We start from the raw sequence: 15189 nt of genomic DNA, 5'->3' as shown, positions 1-15189 counted from the left end.
GCCCAGGTGACCTTCGATATCCTCATGCGTGACGGTTTCGAGACCGATCGCTACATCGATATCTTCGATGGCGGGCCGACCCTGCATGCGCCTACTTCAGGGATTCGCTCGATTGCGCAAAGCCGTGTCGCAGCCGTGCGGGTGGACAGCGAGACGGCACCGGGCCATGCCTGCCGTCCGTACTTGCTGTGCAATGGCCTGTTGCAGGATTACCGCGCCTTGGTGGCTGAGCTGGACTGGGCGCCGGGGCGTCCGGTCAGCCTGACCCCGGCGATGGCCGAGGCCCTGGGGTTGGCGGCAGGCGACAGCGTACGCCTGGTGGCCGTGTGAAGGCTGCCGAGCAGCCCGTCTGATATCCATTCGCGGCGCGTCGCCAGTCGCCGATAGCTGATCCGGAGGATCCATGATCGTTCGTCCCGTCCGTAGCGCCGATCTGCCCGCGCTGCTTGAGCTGGCCAGCAGCACAGGTGCCGGCCTGACTACGCTGCCGGCCAATGCCGAGCGCCTGCAGCACCGCATCAGCTGGGCCGAGCGAGCCTTTCGGGGCGAGGCCGAGCGTGCCGACGCCGACTACCTGTTCGTGCTTGAGGCCGATGACGGTCGGGTGGTGGGTATTTCCGCGATCGCCGGGGCGGTGGGCAAGCGCGAGCCCTGGTTCAACTACCGCATAGGCCTGACGGTCAGCGCTTCGCAGGAGCTGGGGATTCATCGGGAAATTCCCACGCTGTTCCTCGCCAATGACCTGACCGGTAACTCGGAGCTGTGTTCGTTGTTCCTGCAGAGCGAGCAACGCAATGGCTGCAATGGCCGCCTGTTGTCCAAGGCGCGTCTGCTGTTCATCGCCGAGTTCCGCGAGCTGTTTGCCGATAAGGTGATTGCCGAAATGCGCGGCAATTCCGATGACAAGGGGCGTTCGCCGTTCTGGGAAAGCCTGGGCCGGCACTTTTTCAAGATGGATTTCTCCCGCGCCGATTACCTGACCGGGCTGGGCAACAAGTCCTTCGTCGCCGAGCTGATGCCCAAGTTTCCGCTCTATACCTGTTTTCTCTCCGCGGAGGCGCGCGCCACCCTGGGACGTGTGCATCCGGATACCGAACCGGCATTGGCCATGCTGCAGGCCGAAGGCTTCCGCTACCAGGGTTATGTCGACATCTTCGATGCGGGGCCGGCCATCGAGGCGGAGACCGACAAGATTCGTGCGGTACGTGATAGCCAGACCTTGTTGCTGGCCATCGGTACGCCGGGTGACGAGGCTATCCCGTATCTGATTCATAACCGCAAGCGCGAGGAGTGCCGGATCACCGCGGCCGCGGCTCGCCAGGCGGCGGGTACCCTGGTGGTTGATGCGCAGACCGCGCGGCGCCTGCAGTTGTGTGCGGGCTGCCAGGTGCGTGCTGTACCGCTTTCGGCACGTGGAGACAGGACATGACGACGCACTACATCGATGGTCAGTGGCTGGTCGGGCAGGGCGAACCCTTAGATTCGCTCAACCCGCTCACCCAGGAAGCCGTGTGGCGTGGTCAGGCGGCCTCTGCCGTGCAGGTCGAGCAGGCCGTCGCCGCTGCCCGTGCAGCTTTCCCGGCATGGGCGCGCCGCCCGCTGGGGGAACGTATTGCCGTTCTCGAACAGTTCGCCGCCACACTCAGGGCGCACAGTGACGAGTTGGCCCGCACCATCGGCGAGGAGACCGGCAAGCCGCTCTGGGAATCCGCCACCGAGGTGACCAGCATGGTCAACAAGGTCGCCATCTCCATTCAAAGCTACCGCGAACGTACCGGTGAGAAGAGCGGCCCGCTGGGCGACGCCACCGCCGTGCTGCGCCACAAGCCGCATGGCGTGGTGGCGGTGTTCGGCCCGTACAATTTCCCCGGCCACTTGCCCAACGGCCACATCGTGCCGGCGTTGCTGGCCGGCAACGTGGTCCTGTTCAAACCCAGCGAGCTGACCCCCAAGGTTGCCGAGCTGACCGTGAAGTGCTGGATCGAGGCCGGCCTGCCGGCCGGTGTGCTCAATTTGTTGCAAGGCGCCCGCGAAACCGGCGTGGCCCTGGCCGCCAGTGCCGGCATCGACGGCCTGTTCTTCACCGGCTCGAGCCGCACCGGCAACTTGCTGCACGCCCAGTTCGCCGGTCGCCCGGAGAAGATCCTGGCGTTGGAAATGGGGGGCAACAACCCGCTGCTGGTGGACGAGGTCAAGGACATCGATGCCGCCGTTTACACCATCATCCAGTCCGCTTTCATCTCCGCCGGCCAGCGCTGCACCTGTGCGCGGCGCCTGCTGGTGCCGCTCGGCGAGTGGGGCGATGCCCTGCTGGCGCGTCTGGTGGCGGTCAGCTCAACGATCAAGGTTGGCGCCTTCGACGAGCAGCCGGCGCCGTTCATGGGCTCGGTGATTTCCCTGGTCGCCGCCGAACATCTGCTCAAGGCCCAGCGTCACCTGATCGACAAGGGCGCCGAGGTGTTGCTGGAGATGATCCAGCCAGTGCCGAATGCCGCGCTGCTGACCCCCGGTATTCTCGACGTGACCCAGGTCGCCGAGCGCAGCGACGAGGAGTTTTTCGGTCCGCTGCTACAGGTGATCCGCTATGACGGCTTCGATGCCGCCATCGTTGAGGCCAACAATACCCGCTACGGCCTGGCGGCCGGCCTGCTCTCGGATGCCGCCGAGCGCTACCAGCAGTTCCTCATCGAGAGCCGTGCCGGCATCGTCAACTGGAACAAACCGCTGACCGGGGCGGCCAGCAGTGCACCGTTTGGCGGGGTGGGGGCCTCGGGTAATCACCGGCCGAGCGCCTACTATGCCGCCGACTATTGCGCCTATCCGGTGGCATCGCTGGAAAGTGCCACGCTGTGCCTGCCGGCCAGCCTGACCCCGGGAGTGAACCTCTGATGCCTGCCTACGAGATGAACTTCGACGGCCTGGTCGGGCCGACCCATAACTACGGTGGCCTGTCCTACGGCAATGTCGCCTCGCAGAACAACAGTCAGACGCTATCCAGTCCTCGTCAGGCCGCCAAGCAGGGCCTGGCGAAGATGAAGGCACTGATGGACATGGGCTTCAAGCAGGGGGTGTTCGCCCCGCAGGAGCGCCCGGATGTGGCTACCCTGCGTCGTCTGGGGTTCACGGGTAGCGACGCGGCCGTGATCAACCAGGCGGCGAAGCAGGCGCTGCCGCTGCTTGCTGCGGTCAGTTCGGCATCCTGCATGTGGACAGCCAACGCCTGTACGGTCAGCCCCAGTGCCGATACCGCCGACGGCCGGGTGCACTTCACCGCGGCCAATCTCAACTGCAAGTTCCATCGCAGCATCGAACATCCGACAACCAGCCGCATACTGCGCGCCATGTTTGCTGATTCGCGCTATTTTGCCCACCACGCTGCGCTGCCCGATACCAGTCAGTTTGCTGACGAGGGCGCTGCCAACCATACCCGCCTGTGTCGTGACTATGGTGAGCCCGGCGTGGAGTTCTTTGTCTTTGGGCGCAGCGCCTTCGATGCGCGCTACCCGGCACCGCAGCGTTATCCGGCGCGGCAGACCCTGGAGGCCAGTCAGGCGATTGCCCGTCTGCATGGCCTGGATGAGGCTGGCGTGGTGTATGCCCAACAAAATCCGGCGGTGATCGATCAGGGCGTGTTTCACAACGATGTGATTGCGGTGGGGAATGGCCCGGTGCTGTTTTATCACCAGCAGGCTTTCCTCGACAGTCCGCGGGTGCTGGCCGAGTTGGCAGACAAGCTGGCCCGGTGTGGTGCTGAGTTGCAGGCGATCTGCGTGCCAGAGGCGCTGGTCGGCGTGGAAGACGCCGTGCGCTCCTACCTGTTCAACAGCCAGTTGCTCAGCCGGGCCGACGGCGGCATGTTGTTGATCGTGCCGGAAGAGTGTCGCTACAACGAGCGGGTCTGGCAGTATCTCAACACACTGACCAGCTCGTCGGGAGCAATCCGCGAAGTGCAGGTGTTCGACCTCAAGCAGAGTATGCAGAACGGCGGAGGACCTGCCTGCCTGCGCCTGCGTGTGGCCTTGCGCGAGGAGGAGTTGGGCGCGGTCAATCCGGCCGTGATCATGACGCCCGAGCTGTTCACGACGCTGAATGATTGGGTTGATCGCCATTATCGAGACCAGCTCAGCGAAGCGGATCTGACCGATCCGCAGTTGCTTGTCGAAAGTCGCAACGCCTTGGATGAACTGACGCAGATCCTTAAACTGGGTTCGGTCTATCCTTTCCAAATCAACTGACTTATCTCGCCTGGCCGAAGCGTAATGAGCCGCTGCTCGCCCGCTTTGCTGGTGCAACGCCCGGAGCCTGTTTATGAGCCTGCAACTGATTCTTGAAGATACCGACGGCACCCAGCTGGAAACCTCCTGCAGCCGCTTCGCCGTGGTCTGGCAGGGCCGGGAAGTGTGGATCCAGCCGGTGGGTGATCAGTTACTGATCGGTGTGGATGTGGAGGAAGGCGATACCGAGTACGCCAACCTGTTGCTGCGCCCACAGGCCACCAATCTGGTCAGCCTGCAACTGGAAATGGAAGCGATCGACGCTGACGACGCAGGTGACCATGTGCATGGGCCGGACTGCAACCACTGAGGGAGACTGCCTATGCTCGCCCTGGGCCGCCTGCTTGAACTGACCCTGGCCGGTCGCGAACCGACGGAAAAAATCCAGCTGCTGGGCGAACATGTGCGCCTGCATTGGCTCGACGAAGGCGTGCTGGAAGTCAGTCTGGTGGGTGCTCAGGATTGTGGTCTGGACCTGGTGCTGTCGGCAGGTATCCATGGCAACGAAACGGCGCCGATCGAATTGCTTGACGAGTTGCTGCAGGCTATCGCACGGGGTGACCTGCAACCACGGGCCCGGCTGCTGGTGGTGTTCGGTAACCCCGAAGCCATGCGACGTGGCGAGCGTTTCGTCGAGCAGGACCTCAACCGGCTGTTTGCTGGGCGACATGCCGAACAGGTGGGGTTCGAGGCGATGCGTGCCAACGACCTGGAACACCACCTGAGTAATTTCTTCAGTCGCCCCGGGCGGCAGCGTTTGCACTACGACCTGCACACCGCTATCCGCGGTTCGAAGATCGAGCAGTTTGCCCTGCAACCTTATGCTGTGGGACGCTCACCCTGCCCGCAACAACTGGCGCGCCTGGCGCAAGCCGGTATCGCCGCAGTCCTGCTGCAAGACAAGCCAGGCATTACCTTCAGTGCCTTTAGCTATGCCCATTTGCAGGCCGAGGCCTTTACCCTGGAATTGGGTAGGGCACGCCCGTTCGGGCGTAACCAGCAGGTCGATCTGCAGGCTCTGCGGCAGTCCCTCTGGCAATTGATCGAAGGTTGCGAAACACCCGTTGATCCGGCTGCGCTCGAACGTCTGCAGTTGTTCCGGGTGTCGCGTGAGTTGATCAAGCACAGCGATGCCTTCCGCCTGCACTTGCCTGATACGGTGGAAAACTTCTCTGAATTGGCGCAGGGCAGCCTGCTGGCGGAGGATATCGCCGGAAGCCGCTGGCTGGTCGAGGAAGCGCAGGCACGCATCATTTTCCCCAATCCGCGTGTGGCCAATGGCTTGCGGGCCGGTTTGCTGGTGGTGCCGACCACCCTGGATGCCTGGCCTGGATAGCTTTTTTCTATCCAAAATCGCGGAACACAGGCTGTCCAGGCGATGCGGGGCCGATATAATGCGACCCTTTGCCGGCGTTTGCCGTGCTGTCGTTTGCCTGGATGAAATCAATGAAAAGCGCAGAAATCCGTGAAGCCTTCCTCCGCTTCTTCGAAGAGAAGGGGCACACCCGCGTCGCCTCCAGTTCGCTGATCCCGGCGAACGACCCGACCCTGTTGTTCACCAACGCCGGCATGAACCAGTTCAAGGACTGCTTTCTCGGCCTGGAAAAGCGCGCCTACACCCGCGCCACCACCAGCCAGAAGTGCGTACGCGCCGGCGGCAAGCACAACGACCTGGAAAACGTCGGCTACACCGCGCGCCACCACACCTTCTTTGAAATGCTCGGCAACTTCAGCTTCGGCGACTATTTCAAGCGCGACGCCATCACCTACGCCTGGGAATTCCTGACCAGCGACAAGTGGCTGAACCTGCCCAAGGAAAAGCTCTGGGTCACCGTCTACGCCAGCGACGACGAGGCCTACGACATCTGGACCCAGGAAGTCGGTATTCCGGCCGAGCGCATGGTGCGCATTGGTGACAACAAGGGTGCGCCCTACGCTTCCGACAACTTCTGGGCGATGGGCGACACCGGCCCGTGCGGCCCGTGCACCGAGATATTCTTCGACCACGGCGAGCACATCTGGGGCGGCCCGCCCGGTTCGCCGGAAGAAGACGGCGACCGCTACATCGAGATCTGGAACAACGTGTTCATGCAGTTCAACCGTACCGCGGACGGCGTGCTGCACCCGCTGCCGGCGCCGAGCGTGGACACCGGCATGGGCCTGGAGCGCATCAGCGCCGTGCTGCAGCACGTCAACTCGAACTACGAGATCGACCTGTTCCAGAGCCTGCTGAATGCCGCGGCCAAGGCCATCGGCTGCGCCAACGAAGGCCAGGCTTCGCTGAAAGTCGTTGCCGACCACATCCGCTCCTGCGGTTTTCTGATCGCCGACGGCGTGACCCCGTCCAATGAAGGCCGTGGCTACGTGCTGCGCCGCATCATCCGCCGCGCCTGCCGTCACGGCAACAAGCTGGGCGCCAAGGGCAGCTTCTTCTACCAGATCGTCGCCGCGCTGGTGGCCGAGATGGGTGAAGCCTTCCCCGAACTGAAACAGCAACAGGCGCATATCGAACGCGTGCTGAAGACCGAAGAAGAACAGTTCGCCAAGACCCTGGAGCAGGGCCTGAAGATCCTCGAGCAGGACCTGGCCGAGCTCAAGGGCAGCGTCATTCCCGGCGACGTGGTGTTCAAGCTGTATGACACCTACGGCTTTCCGGTCGACCTGACCGGCGACATCGCCCGCGAGCGCGAGCTGAGCCTCGACGAGGAAGGCTTCGAGCGCGAGATGCAGGCCCAGCGCGAGCGCGCCCGTTCCGCCAGCGCCTTCGGCATGGACTACAACAGCCTGGTCAAGGTCGACAGCGACACCGTCTTCCTCGGCTACCAGGGCACCAGCGGCAGCGGCAAGATCGTCGCCCTGTTCAAGGCCGGCGCCGCCGTCGACAGCCTCGCCGAGGGCGAGGAGGGCGTGGTGGTGCTCGACCAGACCCCGTTCTACGCCGAGTCCGGCGGCCAGGTCGGTGATTGCGGTTACCTTGAGAGTGCCGGTGTGCGCTTCGATGTGCGCGACACCACCAAGGCCGGCGGCGCCTTCCTGCACCACGGCGTGGTGGCCAAGGGCGGCCTGTCCGTCGGCACGGCGCTGCAGGCCGAGGTCGATGCCTCGGTACGCCAGGCCACCGCGCTGAACCACTCAGCTACCCACCTGCTGCACGCCGCGCTGCGCCAGGTGCTGGGCGAGCACGTGCAGCAGAAGGGCTCGCTGGTCGATAGCCAGCGCCTGCGCTTTGACTTCAGCCACTTCGAGGCGATCAAACCCGAGCAGCTGAAGCAGCTGGAAGAGCTGGTCAACGCCGAGATTCGCAAGAACTCCGCGGTCGAGACCGAAGAAACCGACATCGAGACCGCCAAGGCCAAGGGCGCCATGGCGCTGTTCGGTGAGAAGTACGGCGATGACGTGCGCGTGCTGACCATGGGCGGCGGCTTCTCCGTCGAGCTGTGCGGCGGTACCCACGTGTCGCGTACCGGCGACATCGGCCTGTTCAAGATCACCAGCGAGGGCGGCGTGGCCGCCGGCGTGCGTCGTATCGAAGGCGTCACCGGCGCCGCGGCGCTAGCCTGGCTGAACGGCGCGGAAGAGCAGCTGAAAGAAGCCGCCGCGCTGGTCAAGGGCAGTCGCGACAATGTGCTGGATAAGCTGGGCGCGCTGGTTGAACGCAACCGCCAGTTGGAAAAAGAACTGGAGCAGCTCAAGGCCAAGGCTGCCAGTGCCGCCGGCAACGACCTGGCCGGTTCGGCCGTGGACGTCAAGGGCGTCAAGGTACTGGCCGCGCGTCTCGACGGCCTGGATGGCAAGGCCCTGCTGGCACTGGTCGACCAGTTGAAGAACAAGCTGGGCTCGGCGGTCATCCTGCTCGGTGGCGTGCTGGACGACAAGGTCGTACTGGTCGCGGGTGTTACCCAGAACCTGACCGGCAGTCTGAAGGCCGGTGAGCTGATGAAACAGGCGGCGGCAGCTGTGGGCGGCAAGGGCGGCGGCCGGCCGGACATGGCTCAGGGTGGCGGTACCGACCTGGCCGCCGTCGAGGTGGCTTTGGCGTTGGCCCAGCCTTTTGTCGAACAAGGACTCTGAGGCTGTCAGGCGTGCCCGGGCGATACGCTGCGGGCCTTGGCAGTCATCCTGCTTGCATGTTTAATGGGCGCCCTAGACGGGCTTAGGCGGCTTTGAAATGGCTTTGATCGTACAGAAATTTGGTGGGACTTCGGTCGGCAGTGTCGAGCGAATCCAGCAGGTGGCCGAAAAGGTCAAGAAGTTCCGCGAGCGCGGTGATGATGTGGTTGTTGTGGTCTCGGCGATGAGTGGTGAGACCAATCGTCTGATCGATCTGGCCAAACAGATCAGTGGTGATCAGCCGGTGGCGCGTGAGCTGGATGTGATGGTGTCCACCGGGGAACAGGTGACCATTGCTCTGTTGGCCATGGCGCTGATCAAGTGCGGCGTTCCGGCAGTGTCCTATACCGGTGCGCAGGTGCGTATCCTCACCGACAGTGCATTCAACAAGGCGCGTATCCTGCACATTGACGAGCAGAACATCCGTGCCGATCTGAACGCTGGCAAGGTCGTGGTGGTCGCCGGCTTCCAGGGTGTGGATGAGCAGGGCAATATCACCACCCTCGGGCGGGGCGGCTCGGACACCACGGGTGTCGCCCTGGCTGCAGCGCTCAAGGCCGATGAATGCCAGATCTATACCGATGTGGATGGTGTCTATACCACAGACCCGCGGGTAGTCCCGCAGGCACGTCGACTGGAAAAGATTACCTTCGAAGAGATGCTGGAAATGGCCAGTCTCGGTTCCAAGGTGCTACAGATCCGCTCGGTGGAGTTCGCCGGCAAATACAACGTCCCGCTGCGCGTCCTGCACAGCTTCCAGGAGGGTCCGGGCACCCTCATTACCCTTGATGAAGAGGAATCCATGGAACAGCCGATCATCTCCGGCATCGCTTTCAACCGCGACGAAGCCAAGCTGACTATCCGTGGCGTACCCGATACCCCCGGCGTGGCTTTCAAGATTCTTGGCCCGATCAGCGCAGCCAACATCGAAGTGGACATGATCGTGCAGAACGTTTCGCACGATAACACCACCGACTTTACCTTCACGGTGCATCGCAACGATTACCAGAATGCGCTGGCGGTGCTGGAAAACACCGCCCGTGAGATCGGTGCGCGTGAAGTCAGTGGCGATACCAAGATCACCAAGGTATCGATCGTCGGCGTTGGCATGCGCTCGCACGCGGGTGTGGCCAGTCGTATGTTCGAAGCGCTGGCCAAGGAGAGCATCAACATCCAGATGATTTCCACATCCGAGATCAAGGTGTCGGTGGTCATTGAAGAGAAATACCTGGAGCTGGCTGTGCGTGCCTTGCACACCGCTTTCGAACTGGATGCCTCCGCCCGACAGGGTGCCTGAGGCGGTACAGCAAAGGCGCGGGCGAAGATCCGCGCCTTTTTCGTTGTTCGGCCCTTGGCAAGGCTGTTCTTTTTGCCGGGCTGGTCAATACTGGGGGGAGGGTGCAATCATGACGAGCGTGCCTGCCACACCCTTTTTATTTTCTGCAGATTGTTGTCCTGAACTGAAATCCGTGAGGAGAAAGGAATGCTGATTCTGACTCGCCGGGTCGGAGAGACCCTGATGGTTGGTGATGATGTAACCGTAACCGTGCTGGGTGTGAAAGGTAACCAGGTACGTATCGGCGTGAATGCGCCGAAGGAAGTGGCTGTGCACCGTGAGGAAATCTACCAGCGCATCCAGAAAGAAAAAGACGACGAACCAAACCACTAATTTTTCTCGAAATTTTGGTTTGCAAACGGGGAAAACATGAGTATCATGCGCCCCGTGTTGCGGAGAGGTGGCCGAGTGGCCGAAGGCGCTCCCCTGCTAAGGGAGTACACCTCAAAAGGGTGTCGGGGGTTCGAATCCCCCCTTCTCCGCCATATTTAGTGTTGTAGGTTGTAAGCGCTAAGTCGTTGAATTGATTGAATTTAAAGACTTGATAAAGCCTTGGATAAGCCTATAATGCAGCGTACACGGACTCATAGCTCAGCTGGATAGAGTACTCGGCTACGAACCGAGCGGTCGGAGGTTCGAATCCTCCTGAGTCCGCCAAATACGACAACCCTGCATGGCAGGTTAGTCGGGCACCAGAGGTGATCTGGTATAAAAGCACCACACGGACTCATAGCTCAGCTGGATAGAGTACTCGGCTACGAACCGAGCGGTCGGAGGTTCGAATCCTCCTGAGTCCGCCACATCAAAGGGCCTGCAGCAATGCAGGCCCTTTTTCATTGTCCCGGCAAAAGCCGCTGCTTCGTGGGAGCGCTTGGTCATGACCCTGCAACCCGGTATCTATCAGCATTACAAGGGCGCCCACTATCGCGTGCTGGGCCTGGCGCGTCACTCCGAGAGCGAGGAATGGCTGGTGATTTATCAGGCACTCTATGGCGAGCGGGGCATGTGGGTGCGGCCGCTGGCGATGTTCTGCGAGACGGTCGAGGTTGAGGGGGGCAGTTGCCCGCGCTTTGCGTTGATCGAAGCAGCTGATGCACCGTTGATATGGCCGGGCGCTTGACCGCGGGACGAGCACCACTATATATAGCGGTGCCTTGCATCCAGGCAGCCTGCCAGTCGACCATTGCGCCGTGAGCTTGTAGCCTGTCGCGCAACCCGGTTGTTCTTCTTTTCGTTTAGGAATCTTCCATCCCATGGGCAAATCGCTGGTCATCGTGGAATCCCCGGCCAAGGCCAAGACTATCAACAAGTACTTGGGCAACCAGTACGTGGTGAAGTCGAGCATCGGCCACATCCGTGACCTGCCCACCAGTGGTTCGGCCGCAACTAAGGAGCCGGTCAAGCGAGGCAAGGCGGCTGCCGAGGGAGTCGTGTTGAGTCCCAAGGAGAAAGCCAAACGGCAGTTGTTTGCGCGTATGGGGGTTGATCCCGAGCACGGCTGGAAGGCGCATTATGAGATCCTGCCCGGCAAGGAAAAGGTCATCGACGAACTGCGTCGCCTGGCCAAGGATGCCGATACCATTTATCTCGCAACCGACTTGGATCGCGAAGGGGAAGCCATTGCCTGGCACCTGCGCGAAGCCATTGGTGGTGATGACAGCCGCTACAAACGCGTGGTGTTCAACGAAATCACCAAGAAGGCTATCCAGGAAGCCTTCTCCCAGCCCGGCGAACTGGACATCAACCGGGTCAACGCCCAGCAGGCGCGACGTTTCCTTGATCGCGTGGTGGGCTATATGGTTTCGCCGCTGCTGTGGGCCAAGATCGCCCGTGGCCTGTCGGCTGGTCGCGTACAGTCGGTAGCGGTGAAGCTGGTGGTCGAGCGCGAAAAAGAGATTCGCGCCTTCGTTCCGGAAGAGTACTGGGAGGTGCACGCCGATCTCGGTACGGCGAAGAACGCCAATGTGCGCTTCGAGGTGGTGCGCGAGCACGGCGAAGCCTTCAAGCCGATCAACGAAGCCCAGGCTATGGCTGCGCTGGAAAAGCTTAAGGCGTCCGCCTACCGCATTGCCAAGCGTGAGGACCGGCCGACCAGCAGCAAGCCGTCTGCTCCTTACATCACCTCGACCTTGCAGCAGGCGGCAAGCAATCGTCTTGGTTTTGGCGTGAAAAAGACCATGATGATGGCCCAGCGTCTCTATGAGGCCGGCTATATCACCTATATGCGTACCGATTCGACCAACCTCTCGGCCGATGCCGTGGAGATGGTGCGCGGCTTCATCGAGAGCGAATACGGCAAGAAGTACCTGCCGGCCAAGCCGAATGTCTATTCGAGCAAGGAGGGCGCCCAGGAGGCGCACGAAGCGATTCGTCCGTCTGACGTCAACCTGCGCCCTACGCAAATTTCCGGCATGGAGCGTGACGCGGAGCGTCTCTACGAGTTGATCTGGCGCCAGTTCGTCGCCTGTCAGATGCCGCCAGCCGAATACCTGTCGACCAGCGTCACGGTCGCCGCTGGCGCCTTCGAACTGCGCGCCAAGGGACGTATCCTCAAGTTTGATGGCTATACCAGGGCGCAGCCGCAGCAGAGCAAGCCGGGTGAAGATGACGTGTTGCCGGAGATGAGCGAGGGCGAGGCACTCAAGCTGCTCAAACTCGACCCCAGTCAGCACTTCACCAAGCCCCCTGCGCGCTTTTCCGAAGCCAGCCTGGTCAAGGAACTGGAAAAGCGTGGCATAGGTCGCCCCTCTACCTATGCCGCCATCATTTCCACGATCCAGGAACGTGGCTACGTGACGGTGCATAACCGCCGTTTCTACGCGGAAAAAATGGGTGACATCGTTACTGAGCGTCTTAGCGAAAGCTTTGCCAACCTGATGGATTATGGTTTCACGGCAGGCATGGAGGAGCAGCTGGATGGTGTGGCGCAAGGTGCCAGCGACTGGAAGCAACTGCTTGACCAGTTCTATGCCGATTTTCGCAAGAAGCTGGAGGCCGCCGAGTCGGCAGAGCAGGGCATGCGTGTCAATCAGCCGACGCTTACCGATATTGCCTGTCGCGATTGCGGCCGGCCAATGATGATCAGGACCGCTTCCACCGGTGTGTTCCTGGGCTGTTCGGGCTACGCGTTGCCACCCAAGGAGCGCTGCAAGGCGACCATCAACCTGGTGCCCGGTGACGAAATTGCCGCAGATGACGAGGGTGAGTCCGAGTCACGGGTGTTGCTGGGTAAGCATCGTTGCCCGATCTGCAGTACGGCGATGGATGCCTATCTGCTGGATGAAACCCGCAAGTTGCATGTCTGCGGCAACAACCCGGACTGCGCGGGTTATGAGATCGAGCAGGGGCAGTATCGCATCAAGGGCTATGAAGGGCCGAGCCTGGAGTGTGACAAGTGCGGCAGCCAGATGCAGCTCAAGACCGGCCGTTTCGGCAAGTTCTTCGGTTGCACCAATGCCAGCTGCAAGAATACTCGCAAATTGTTGAAGAACGGCGAGGCAGCTCCCCCCAAGTGCGAGCCGATTCGTATGCCCGAGCTGCGCTGCGAGAAGGTCGACGATACCTATGTGTTGCGTGATGGTGCTTCCGGCTTGTTCTTGGCCGCCAGTCAGTTCCCCAAGAAGCGTGAGACGCGCGCTCCTCTGGTCATCGAGCTGTTGCCTCACGCCGATGAACTGGACAGCAAGTACCATTTCCTCCTGCAGGCGCCGCAGCGCGATCCGGATGGGCGTCCGGCGGTGATTCGTTTCAGTCGCAAGACCAAGGAGCAGTACGTGCAGAGCGAGCAGGACGGTAAGCCGACAGGTTGGCGTGCATTCTACGATAATGGTCGCTGGGTCGTTGAAGACAAGCGCTAGGGCGTATTCGAGGAGGCGTGATCATGGCTTACGAGCCGTATACCCGCACCAATCAGAAGCTGCATTTCTGTGGTCTGGCCTTGGAGAACTGGCTGCGGGCCGAGCGTGACAGCAGCTTTGCTTCTGCTGCGCAGATCCAGGCCGAGCGTGAGGCCGCGTTATTCCACCTGCACGGCGCGCTGCTTGCGTTGTGCCACGAGATTGCCCACAGCTATCGCCTGCCGGATGCCAGTTGGCCTGCCCTGGAGCATTTTCTCAACGAACATTACCTGAGTCGCTCGCCTTGTCCTGAGCTGTCCGAACTGTTTGAGCTGAGTCGTCAGTCCGACAGTTGGCTGGCGGGTGCCTGCGAAGCCTATCGTCTACTCCTGTTGCCACCCCAGGCGCCGCGCAAGATCAAACAGGATGCCACCCTGGCATTGATTCAGGCGGTCAATCTCGATGAGCAGGAAGACGAGCCGCTGCTGTCCCGCGAAACTATTCAGCAGTGGCGTGGCCAGTTGAAAGCGCTGGTTTTGCGTTTTCGCGACAGCCTGACGGAAATCTGAGGCTGGCTGGGGTTTGCCGGGCGAGTGCTGATACAATGCTCGGCCTTTTGCGGAGAGCGCCTGGATGTCTACGTCATTTCTGGAAATCGTCGAGTTGCCTGATGGGCGTATCGTGCTGCGTCGCGCCGAAGATGAAGTGACGTTGGTAACTCTGGATTTTTCTGCAGATGCACGCGCCTTCCTGCAGGGACAGCATATCGAAGTCGCCAAGGCGATGTTCAATGTGGGTGTGCAGATGGCGGGTCGCCTGGCCGAGGGCGAAGGCGAGTGGCATAGCGAGGACGAAGGGCCGCGCGTACTGCACTAAAGGGCTGCTGGGGCGGAATTTACCGTTCCGCCCGTCTCGCCGGGTTAGCGACGGATTACCCCGACGCTGAGCCCTTCGATGCTCAGGGATTGCTGACTCAGGTCGACCTTGATGGGCTGGAACTCCGGGTTTTCCGCCAACAGCCAGACCAGATTGCCTTCGCGCTTGAAGCGCTTGACCGTTACTTCGTCATCGATACGGGCGACGACCACCTGGCCGTTACGCACATCCTGAGTACGGTGTACGGCCAGCAGGTCGCCGTCGAGAATGCCAATATCCTTCATGCTCATGCCGCTTACACGTAACAGATAGTCGGCCCTCGGGTGGAAAAACTCCGGGCTGATGCGGCAGGATTCTTCAATGTTCTGTTGCGCAAGAATGGGTGCTCCGGCGGCCACTCGACCGATGACCGGCAGGCTCTGTTCGTCGCGCTCCTCGCTTTCAAAGCCAGGAATGCGGATGCCCCGCGAAGCGCCCGGAATCATTTCGATGGCGCCCTTGCGGGCCAGGGCCTTGAGGTGTTCCTCCGCAGCGTTGGGTGACTTGAAGCCTAGATGCTGGGCAATTTCCGCGCGGGTAGGTGGGTAGCCGCTGTCTTCCAGGTAGCGTTTGACGAAATCAAGGATTTCGCTTTGCCGGGGGGTTAGCTTGATCATGGCGGCCTCTGTTTTTTTATACAGTGGCTGTGATTATATCCAGTACCCTTGCCAGAACAAGCCTGTAGCGGTTATTTAGCGCTAGCTGGAAGTGGCGCACG

14 protein-coding genes and 3 tRNA genes are annotated in these 15189 nt (G+C 61.4%); 16 read left to right on the top strand and 1 reads right to left on the bottom strand.

Annotated features, from left to right (window positions below; genetic code table 11):
- From CW360_RS17020 to CW360_RS04135, 16 genes are all read left to right on the top strand, one after another.
- A partial coding sequence (locus CW360_RS17020) for an arginine N-succinyltransferase (protein WP_245874662.1) occupies window positions 1-330 on the top strand: 330 nt, incomplete at its 5' end.
- 73 nt (window positions 331-403) lie between these two features.
- On the top strand, window positions 404-1429 hold the full coding sequence (gene astA, locus CW360_RS04205; protein ID WP_101192850.1) for an arginine N-succinyltransferase: 1026 nt from the start codon (window positions 404-406) through the stop codon (window positions 1427-1429).
- A complete protein-coding gene (astD, locus tag CW360_RS04200; protein WP_101192849.1) occupies window positions 1426-2889 on the top strand; it encodes a succinylglutamate-semialdehyde dehydrogenase in 1464 nt (487 codons plus the stop codon). The genes astA and astD overlap by 4 nt, the downstream gene beginning before the upstream one ends.
- Window positions 2889-4235 carry an N-succinylarginine dihydrolase gene (gene astB / locus CW360_RS04195; RefSeq protein WP_101192848.1) on the top strand — a complete coding sequence of 449 codons (1347 nt, stop codon included), beginning with the start codon at window positions 2889-2891 and terminating at the stop codon, window positions 4233-4235. Before astD ends, astB begins: the two co-directional genes overlap by 1 nt.
- A 73-nt stretch (window positions 4236-4308) precedes the next feature.
- Complete coding sequence (locus CW360_RS04190) at window positions 4309-4584, top strand: topoisomerase II (protein ID WP_371870529.1); 276 nt, start codon at window positions 4309-4311, stop codon at window positions 4582-4584.
- Window positions 4585-4596: 12 nt separating this feature from the next.
- Window positions 4597-5610, top strand: a complete 1014-nt coding sequence (astE, locus tag CW360_RS04185) for a succinylglutamate desuccinylase (protein WP_101192847.1) — start codon at window positions 4597-4599, stop codon at window positions 5608-5610.
- A 110-nt stretch (window positions 5611-5720) separates the two neighbouring features.
- On the top strand, window positions 5721-8345 hold the full coding sequence (alaS, locus tag CW360_RS04180) for an alanine--tRNA ligase (protein WP_101192846.1): 2625 nt from the start codon (window positions 5721-5723) through the stop codon (window positions 8343-8345).
- Between the two features lie 97 nt (window positions 8346-8442).
- Window positions 8443-9681 (top strand): aspartate kinase, encoded by a 1239-nt coding sequence (locus CW360_RS04175; protein ID WP_093987201.1) that lies wholly within the window; start codon window positions 8443-8445, stop codon window positions 9679-9681.
- 186 nt (window positions 9682-9867) lie between these two features.
- On the top strand, window positions 9868-10053 hold the full coding sequence (gene csrA / locus CW360_RS04170; protein WP_093987202.1) for a carbon storage regulator CsrA: 186 nt from the start codon (window positions 9868-9870) through the stop codon (window positions 10051-10053).
- A 61-nt stretch (window positions 10054-10114) separates the two neighbouring features.
- Window positions 10115-10205 (top strand) — tRNA-Ser (locus CW360_RS04165).
- A gap of 95 nt (window positions 10206-10300) precedes the next feature.
- Window positions 10301-10377 (top strand) — tRNA-Arg (locus tag CW360_RS04160).
- 66 nt (window positions 10378-10443) lie between these two features.
- Window positions 10444-10520 (top strand) — tRNA-Arg (locus tag CW360_RS04155).
- Window positions 10521-10597: 77 nt separating this feature from the next.
- Window positions 10598-10840 carry a DUF1653 domain-containing protein gene (locus CW360_RS04150; RefSeq protein WP_101192845.1) on the top strand — a complete coding sequence of 81 codons (243 nt, stop codon included), beginning with the start codon at window positions 10598-10600 and terminating at the stop codon, window positions 10838-10840.
- Window positions 10841-10973: 133 nt separating this feature from the next.
- On the top strand, window positions 10974-13577 hold the full coding sequence (gene topA, locus CW360_RS04145) for a type I DNA topoisomerase (RefSeq protein WP_101192844.1): 2604 nt from the start codon (window positions 10974-10976) through the stop codon (window positions 13575-13577).
- A gap of 23 nt (window positions 13578-13600) precedes the next feature.
- Window positions 13601-14125, top strand: a complete 525-nt coding sequence (locus CW360_RS04140; RefSeq protein ID WP_101192843.1) for a DUF6586 family protein — start codon at window positions 13601-13603, stop codon at window positions 14123-14125.
- A 64-nt stretch (window positions 14126-14189) separates the two neighbouring features.
- Window positions 14190-14432, top strand: a complete 243-nt coding sequence (locus tag CW360_RS04135; protein WP_093987206.1) for a hypothetical protein — start codon at window positions 14190-14192, stop codon at window positions 14430-14432.
- Between the two features lie 44 nt (window positions 14433-14476).
- Here the strand turns inward: CW360_RS04135 and lexA are convergent, their stop codons facing one another.
- Window positions 14477-15088 carry a transcriptional repressor LexA gene (gene lexA / locus CW360_RS04130; RefSeq protein ID WP_093987207.1) on the bottom strand — a complete coding sequence of 204 codons (612 nt, stop codon included), beginning with the start codon at window positions 15086-15088 and terminating at the stop codon, window positions 14477-14479.
- Window positions 15089-15189 lie beyond the last annotated feature (101 nt).

The organism is Pseudomonas fluvialis, assembly GCF_002835605.1.
Classification (GTDB): domain Bacteria; phylum Pseudomonadota; class Gammaproteobacteria; order Pseudomonadales; family Pseudomonadaceae; genus Aquipseudomonas; species Aquipseudomonas fluvialis.
Note: the sequence above shows the minus strand (reverse complement) of the source record. Positions and strands in the feature narration are given on the sequence as shown.